Origin of the sequence: Endozoicomonas sp. (assembly GCF_051008435.1) — a bacterium.
Taxonomy (GTDB): Bacteria; Pseudomonadota; Gammaproteobacteria; order Pseudomonadales; family Endozoicomonadaceae; genus Endozoicomonas_A.
The window spans coordinates 1-7,818 of record NZ_JBPCXO010000494.1; the positions used below are offsets into that span (position 1 = coordinate 1).

The 7,818-nt window shown below is 46.7% G+C and carries 7 protein-coding genes and 1 pseudogene; 4 read left to right on the top strand and 4 right to left on the bottom strand.

Annotated features, from left to right (window positions below; all coding sequences use genetic code 11):
* The 3 genes and pseudogenes from ACR2PX_RS24630 to ACR2PX_RS24640 all read right to left on the bottom strand — a co-directional run.
* Positions 1–286 (bottom strand): annotated as a pseudogene (locus ACR2PX_RS24630) (hypothetical protein); the annotation flags it as partial.
* A 155-nt stretch (positions 287–441) separates the two neighbouring features.
* Positions 442–1,065, bottom strand: coding sequence for a hypothetical protein (locus ACR2PX_RS24635; RefSeq protein WP_434002001.1), 624 nt, complete (start codon positions 1,063–1,065; stop codon positions 442–444).
* Between the two features lie 15 nt (positions 1,066–1,080).
* Positions 1,081–2,736 (bottom strand): hypothetical protein, encoded by a 1,656-nt coding sequence (locus ACR2PX_RS24640; RefSeq protein ID WP_434002002.1) that lies wholly within the window; start codon positions 2,734–2,736, stop codon positions 1,081–1,083.
* A gap of 234 nt (positions 2,737–2,970) precedes the next feature.
* Here ACR2PX_RS24640 and ACR2PX_RS24645 point away from each other — a divergent pair, with 234 nt between their 5' ends.
* The 4 genes from ACR2PX_RS24645 to ACR2PX_RS24660 all read left to right on the top strand — a co-directional run bounded on the left by ACR2PX_RS24645 (position 2,971) and on the right by ACR2PX_RS24660 (position 6,868).
* Positions 2,971–4,827: a type VI secretion system Vgr family protein gene (locus ACR2PX_RS24645; RefSeq protein WP_434002003.1), complete on the top strand. Its 1,857-nt coding sequence runs from the start codon at positions 2,971–2,973 to the stop codon at positions 4,825–4,827.
* Between the two features lie 109 nt (positions 4,828–4,936).
* A complete protein-coding gene (locus tag ACR2PX_RS24650; protein WP_434002004.1) occupies positions 4,937–5,566 on the top strand; it encodes a DUF6931 family protein in 630 nt (209 codons plus the stop codon).
* 42 nt (positions 5,567–5,608) lie between these two features.
* Positions 5,609–5,902 carry a PAAR domain-containing protein gene (locus ACR2PX_RS24655; RefSeq protein ID WP_434002005.1) on the top strand — a complete coding sequence of 98 codons (294 nt, stop codon included), beginning with the start codon at positions 5,609–5,611 and terminating at the stop codon, positions 5,900–5,902.
* Positions 5,903–5,971: 69 nt separating this feature from the next.
* Positions 5,972–6,868 carry a M91 family zinc metallopeptidase gene (locus ACR2PX_RS24660; RefSeq protein ID WP_434002006.1) on the top strand — a complete coding sequence of 299 codons (897 nt, stop codon included), beginning with the start codon at positions 5,972–5,974 and terminating at the stop codon, positions 6,866–6,868.
* 79 nt (positions 6,869–6,947) lie between these two features.
* On the opposite strand, the gene ACR2PX_RS24665 is transcribed toward ACR2PX_RS24660, so the two are convergent.
* Positions 6,948–7,574, bottom strand: a complete 627-nt coding sequence (locus tag ACR2PX_RS24665; protein ID WP_434002007.1) for a glutathione S-transferase family protein — start codon at positions 7,572–7,574, stop codon at positions 6,948–6,950.
* Positions 7,575–7,818 lie beyond the last annotated feature (244 nt).

A 7,818-nucleotide genomic window follows, 5' to 3' on the forward strand; every position in this document is an offset into this window, starting at 1 on the left:
GAATCTCAAAGGCAGCGCCTCCTGCAAACTCGCTAGCTTCCAATGGGTGTTGGGCGCGGTAGTAATCTTTGGCGAAGCGGGTCAGTAGTGTCTGGCATTGTTCATCGTCCCAGATGATCTGGGTGACTGCCCAAGCTTGCTTGAATTGTTCAGTATCTACCTTTTGAGGATCAAACCCCAAGGCTTCGATCAGTTCCCGGTATTCGCCTTCATGATAGGTCTGGTTGGCCTCTGCCAGCCATTCATGAACCGAGCCTTCGTAAGACGTCTCGTGAAAGGCTTTCATGCGCCGCCAAAAACGAAGGTGAGGGGATGTGACTTCGGCAACATCCTTAAGCCAGGTCAGAGAGGAAAGACTGAAATGGGTCAGTCATAAGCTCAAGTCACTGTTGTATAGTTTGCTACCATAATGCAAACTGACCCCGAATTCTCATTTGGGGTTCAGTTCGAAGAGACGAGAACCCTTCCTTCTTGAATAACAAATATCCCTTTGTGGCGCCATACGTTGAAGTAGTTTTCAAAATCAATACTTGTTTGGAAGAGGGGTGCCATTATGTACCATGCCAAATAGTAGTTAGTTGCTAGGCCGTAACAGGCCTCTTCTAGTGCTTGTATCTTAAGGTCGGTGCCACGGGCCTCATCTATGTAATCACCAATGAGTTCAAAGACCCACTCACTTGGATTGTCTTGACCTGAATTATCTATCACTGCTTTACTATCTTCGGTAAATTCCACCCTTGCTTGTCTAATAAGTTGTGCGAGCTCTTCGTCATCAAGTTCTTGGCATAGAGAGGCTTTCTCTTGCAGGTCTAATCTAACGAACTCAATTAATTGCTCTTTGGGAATGGTCTTGTCAGGTTGTAGAAATGGTCGGCCTGTTTGGTTTCCAGAGGCTTTGACATTTTTTAGGCGTGTGATCAGAGATTCAGCAGAATTGAAATATTGAAATATTGCACGAAGCTCGTCATCACTGAGGTCTAGTAAAAAAAGGCCTGAAAAGTAGGATTTGTCAAAACTCTTTGTGTCTGTGCAAAAGTCGACCCAATCATGTACTAGTGTTTTCAATGATATCTCCAGGTTTTATTTTCGAGGTGGTAAGAGATCTTCCGGAATCCGCCATCTTTCCCTTAACTGATGAACGCCATCATAAAGTTCATCAATAGTGTTTGCGTTCTCGATTACATCATCGAGTTCCGAATGATACAACCCTGAACCAGGTGCAGTTACTTCTCCTGTAACAGGATCAACAATTCGGTGCCCCCCTGGCTGGCCTGCTAGAGGATGATCCGCATCCAAGGGTACTTTCCATCTTAGGCGCTCAGTTGGGGTTACCATCGAGTGTATTTCGTTCATAGAAACTCCCAACTCTTTTAGTTTTGGAGTTTTGCTAACTTTGAACCACTCGTGGTTTCCACCACCATCTGAAGATTTTCGAATTCTTCGCTCAATAGTTGGTCGGTAGTTATTGTCTTCCCATAGAGTGCTTAGCTCGTCAGGAGAGAGATTGTCAAACCATGCATTAAAACCTTGTCTTGCGGTTGGAATTTTTCCTTTTACTAATATCCCATCAAGATTTCTGTTGCTGCTGTTTCGTTTAGAGCTATCGCTATGTGTTAATAGTGCAGATGATTTGTTTTCTTGAAGTGTGTTATCTACCCTAGGTGGAGGTGAAGACCTAACGACACGCCGATCCTCAACCGGAAGATCCTCAACCATATTACCCGATGAACGACTGTGCATCGAAGTTTTCGGCGTGTATCGATCCACTTCTCTCTTAAGAACAGCCAACTCTTTTAATCGTTCTCCCAGCAGTTTCATTTGCCGGATCAGGCGTCCCTTGCTGGCCATGTGTACCGCCACTCCGGCACCGGCTGTTGCGAACATCAATACAATGGTCAGCAGAATCTCGAAGGCGGCGCCTCCTGCAAACTCGCTGGCTTCCAATGGGTGTTGAGCGCGGTAGTAATCTTTGGCGAAGCGGACGAGCAGTGACTGGCATTGTTCGTCGTCCCAGATGATCTGGGTGATTTCCCAGGCTTGTTTGAAATCTTCGGCTTTTACCTTTTGAGGGTCAAAGCCCAGAGCTTCTACCAGCTCTTTGTATTCACTTTCTCGATAGGTCTGTTCGACCTTTTTAAGCCATTCAAAGACTGAACCCTCATAAGGGGTATCAAGGTAGGCCTTTACCTGTCGGATGGAGCGAAAGAGTGGGGAGATGACCTCAATCACGTCTTTTGTCCAGGTCAGAAAAGAGGTGCCAGCGTCCTTCAGGCCTTGGCCAAACTGACCCGCGTGGGCCGTTTTTTTCTCTAACGCGTTCATCGTCTGGTAGCGTTGGTGGATGGCCTGCGCTTCTGCTTTTTCGCTGGCGATGATCTGGTTTAGGTTTTGCTTGATCTGGCTGTAGAGTGCTTCAATTTTCTTCAGATTTTGGGTCGGGTTGCGGTGAGTGACAAAGACATTAAGTTCACCTCTGACCAGCGCCGCTGTAATCAGATGTCTGGGACTACGGAAAGAGTTGGATTGCAGAATAGTGTGATCTTTAAGACTCCTTTCAAGATCAGAGTATTCGCTGTGCCCAAGTTGCAGCAGAAAGTCCCACGCTTCATCTTCAGACGGAAAACTCAGTTGCTCGTGCCGGTGATTAAAGGATTTTGTGGTAGCTGTAAAGACATCGCCCTGCCGATTGAACAGGACTGCATTGATGTGTTCAGACCACGGGTTCCGTCCAGTCACGCCTACTCCTTGGTATTCTCTGGCTAAGACAGATTTTATTATAAACAGCTGTCATTTTATTTGTGGAGCGATATTAGCGCCTTTTACCTCATCAATCCAGACACAGGATTTATACCTGGCATAAAGGTCTATTCGTTTTGTTTTCTCATTGAGAAAGGGTATGATCTGGTGCATAGGCTGAATCAGGCTGGACAAGAAAAACAAAAGCAAAAGTAATCATGGATGTGTTAATTAATGTCTTCACTGTCCCAGAATAATCGTCTTATCACCATTGATACTTCTTTAGGAAATGATGCATTTATTGTACAAAAGCTGAAGGGAGTGGAACTCCTGTCGGGGTTGTTTGATTTCACTATTAATATGCTGTCCGAGAATCTTGAAATTACTTCAGAGAAGATTTTGGGGCAGCCTGTCACTTTATCATTGCATAACGGTTCATCTGATACTCCTCGGTTTTTTCATGGACATATAACAGGGTTCACGGCTCATGATCTTGTAGATGGTAATAAGCGAAATTATGAAGCCAGACTGGCCCCCGCGCTCTGGTTCACCACTCTGGGCGGCCAGAACCGTATCTACGAGAATATGAGTTTTTCCGACATTATCACGGATGTTCTGAAAGATTACAGCTCTGTAAAAATGAAAAACAATACCACGGGCACCTATCTGAAACGGCGTTACTGTGTTCAGTATGAAGAGAGTGACTTTGAGTTTGTCAGTCGTCTGCTGGCAGAAGAGGGGGTGAGTTACTTTTTTGAGCACTCGGATGGGCAGCACACTTTCTGCCTGGTCGACAAGGCCGGTTCCTATCCCACCGCTTTGGCCAAGGCCATTACCTATTCTGAAGGGGGGAGTAACCCTCTTGAAAACAGTATTAACGCCTGGACAAGAAATTATGGCTACCACACGACCCAGGTAGCGTTCAGGGATTACCTCCCTTACTCAGCTGCGGAATGGTTCAAGAAAACCACTGCTGAAAAAACCACGAACAATGCCTTGAAAGGTGAACAACCCATAAAAGAGTATTATGGGCGTTACCATTATGAAAAGCAGGAAGATCACACCGATAAACTGACGGAGTCGAACTTCAAGCAGAAGGTAAAAAATACCCTCCTGGCTAAGGAGAGTGCGGCCGATACCGCCACAGGTGACAGTGGCTGTCCTGAGCTTTTTGCCGGGGGCACTTTTGACATTGACCACAGGATTGAATCTGAATCTGGCCAGTATCTGGTCACTGCGATTACCCATACTGTGGTGGATGGTAACGGGAGTGACTCGGGTTACTCCAACCGTTTTGCCTGTGTACCAAGCGCCATCTATACACCACCGGATTCCGATACTTTTCGCAGGGTAGTCAGCAGCCCTGATGTTGCTAAAGTGCTGGATGTAAAAGCAGCGGGTGAACAGGGGAGTACCGACAAATATACCCAGATCAAGGTTCAGTTTCCCTGGAAAAGTAATGAAAACAGTGGCTGGTTGAGAGTGGTGCAACCTTATGCAGGCAATAACTGGGGTGCCAGCTTTGTGCCCAGGGTAGGGCAGGAAGTGGTTGTGGAATATCTCAGTGGTAATCCCGATCGTCCAATTGTGACCGGTGCTCTTTATAACAGTGACAATATTGGTCCAGGTTATTCCAAAACACAGAGCGGTTTCAAAAGCCAGCATGAAGGCAGTAAATTCAATGAATTGCGCCTCGATGACAAAAAAGGCAGTGAAGAAATTTACTTTGAAGCCGGCAAGGATTGGAATGTTGTCGTGCACAACGACAATGTTGAAACCATCGAGCGGCATCAGGATGTTACAGTGACCGAAAATCGCAGTGTCACGGTCCAGAAAGGGAACGAAACCAAGGATATTGGTGGTACCCAGAAAACCACGGCAAAAAGCGATATTACAATAGAATCGAAGAGTAAAATAACACTCAAGGTTGGCGCGTCTTCGATCACGATTGATCCTAATGGCATTACTCTCAAAGGCACCATGATCAATTCTAAGTCTTCGGCTAATACCAAGGTGGAAGCGGGTGCCATGATGGATATCAAGGCAAGTGCACTGTTGAATATCAAAGGCTCTCTGGTCAAAATTAACTGAGCGCCTGGAGAGAGTATGACGCTATTTCAGGCTGCCCTGAGCTTGAAACACACATCATTTTATCTCGCGGGCTTCTCATGGAGGGCTTCTTATGGAGGACACGGGTTGTATGAAACACCTGGTTAAGATCAGCGCAGAAACAGCAGCAGAAGTCACCGGACGTTATGAACTGGATGAAGAGATTGAGTCTTTATTGTCTCCTGAGATTCAACCCGCTGGCTTCATTCAGAGGCTGCTTGAAGATAGTCTGTATCTTGATTGTGTTCGATTTATAGCCCACGGGCTGCCAAAGAGAGAGGCGGTTTGGTGGGCCTGTCTGGCCACTCGATATACTCACACGCCAGAAACAGAAAGTCTCAGACAGCAAACGCTATCGATTACTGAAGCCTGGGTTAAACAGCCAGGTGAAGATTATCGTTTGCAGGCCTATAAAATGGCTGAGAAGGCAAAGCATAAAACACCGGATAGCTGGGCGGCAATGGCAGCCTATTGGAGTACCGGATCTGTCAATGAGAGTGACAGTTTTCCAGTACCTCCTCCTCCCTATTTATTTGCTCACGCTGTTACGGGTGCCATTTGTCTATCTGCTGCAGATACTTCTGAAGATGACATTAACGATCGCTATGTTCGCTTCATTGGTCAGGGTCTTGACCTGGCTGCCGGTGGTCGGGGGAAAGTCCTTGAGAATCCGCTTGAGTACCTGCTAAGCGAAGAGGGTGAGCAGGCAACGGTAAGCTGAGTCAATGGTTACGGAATATAATCGAGAAAAAAGGAATCCATTATGGGAATGCCCGCAGCCAGAGTGACCGACATGCATGTCTGTCCAAAAGTAGAGCCAGGTCCTGTTCCTCATGTCGGTGGTCCTATTGTAACCCCAGGTGGCCCAACGGTACTGATCGCTAATATGCCTGCCGCAACCGTCGGAAGTATGTGTGTCTGTGTTGGGCCTCCGGATAATATAGCCGCTGGCAGCGGCACGGTAATGATCTGTGGTAAACCGGCTGCAAGGCTGGGTGACGGTACTGCCCATGGAGGTAAAATTGTTGCTGGGGCGCCTACCGTATTGATTGGTTGAATTACATCGCTCACAAAAATCTGGCAGCAGGGATGTAGCCAGAGTTGGTACTACAAAAAGGATGTCATAATGCCGGCAAAATACTGGAATCCCACACTGCACGCTGCTGATGCAGAAGGCTTTCTCCCCTTAGGTAATTCCAATGGCATCGGTATTGCTGAGTCGCCAATGGGAAATAACCAGATTGCTGATTTTCAATCCAGAGTGGCTCAGGATCTGGCCAGTATCAACGCTCTTCCTACGGGTCAAAACCTGATTACTGCCATTTTGCAGGGAGTAGGCAATGGTAAACGACTGGGTATTGTTGCTCCTCGGCAATGGCATGCTGGCTGGGGCAGTAATGAATGTGCCTGTCTTGGGGGGGATAATGCCAGAGTTCGTTCTGCGGTTGCAGTGGGATCGGGAGATACCAATACTCTGGTCAATGCGCTCAAGATCAAAATCACTTCCATGGGACACCAGAACGATTATGGCTGGTTAAAGGATCAGCTTCGAGCCGTCCCAAGGTTTCGTTTAAGAGGTCTGGTGGCCAATGCTCCTAATAATATGGGGGTACTGGATCTTGATATTGAACGCTGGTTGACTTATCAAAGACCTCTTTATCACGGGTTGGCTAATGGCGATAAAAATGACATGAAAAACGCCATTATGGTTTTTCTGGCAACCCATGGCGGTATGCCTGTGGTGAATGGACCTGGCACTAACAGCCGTGTGTATTATGATCCAAGAAAGAATTTTAACGCCGTAGGAATAAGGCCTGCTTATGTGGGGCTGTCTCATGAACTGATTCATCACTATTACAACATGCGTGGTGCCCAGATCAGTCACAGTGAAGACTCTGCCCATTTCTCAACAGTACTTTATGAATATATGTGCGTTGGGCTGGGTCCCTGGAATGGTGCAGCGATCAGTGAAAACCAGATACGGCAGGATGCAGGAGTAGCCTTGCGAACACGCTATGCGTAATCGTGATCTGTGTAGTCGTTGTTCTATAAACAAAGGATGTCCTTAATTTCATAAGGACATCCAGCATCAAAAAGACTGTTTACTTGGACTTTGTCGCTGAGATTGCTCTCTGACATGCAGGGCGTTGATACAGTCTGTCTCTGTAATCAAGATAGTGCTCAGGCACATCAAACTCGAAACGATTGGCCCAGTTCAGAGTTTGTGCCAGCAGTATGTCCGCACAAGTAAACTGCTGACCGAAGACATAGTCTTTGCCTTCCATGTAGTGATCCAATGCTATGATTGAGCGAGAGAATTCGAATTGGGCTGTTTTAAGCATGGATTCTATTCGATGTTCTTCTGGGAGTACGAAAGAATGTTTGCCCTTTGACCAGAGAGGTTGTTCCAAGTCTGACAGTACAAAAAAACAGAAGTCATCGTACTGAGCTCTTTCAGCAGGAGTCAAACTCGGGAGCAGTGCTTTCTCCGGAGCCAGCGAGCCAATATAGTTGAGTATGGCAGCACTTTCCGTCAGAACCAGATCGCCATCCACCATCGTCGGCACTTTGCCCTGAGCGTTAATTTTCAGGTAAGAAGAGTGCTGTGAACCCCCTTCTTCTGTACTACCCACTCTTACGTTAGTGTATTCATAGTCTACTCCGACCTCTTCAAGAGCCCAAAGTGCACGAAAAGAACGTGACTGACCAAAGCCGTATAGTTTTATCATCGAAACAATCCGAGGAGTTATTGTTGGTCCAGCTGTCTAATAGATTTAAAGCTGTAAATACCTGATATAGGGCAGGTTCCTAAATGTCAGGCCGAGCCATTTACGCTCGATCGGTACCTAGGAGCCTGTCGGACTTATGCTTTCGAGCATAAATTTCAGTAGAACGAGTCGACAGTCTTGAGCGTTCTAGACAGCTTCGATGGATTCGTGAGAATAGTTGACCTATTTAATCGAATTCATCGAA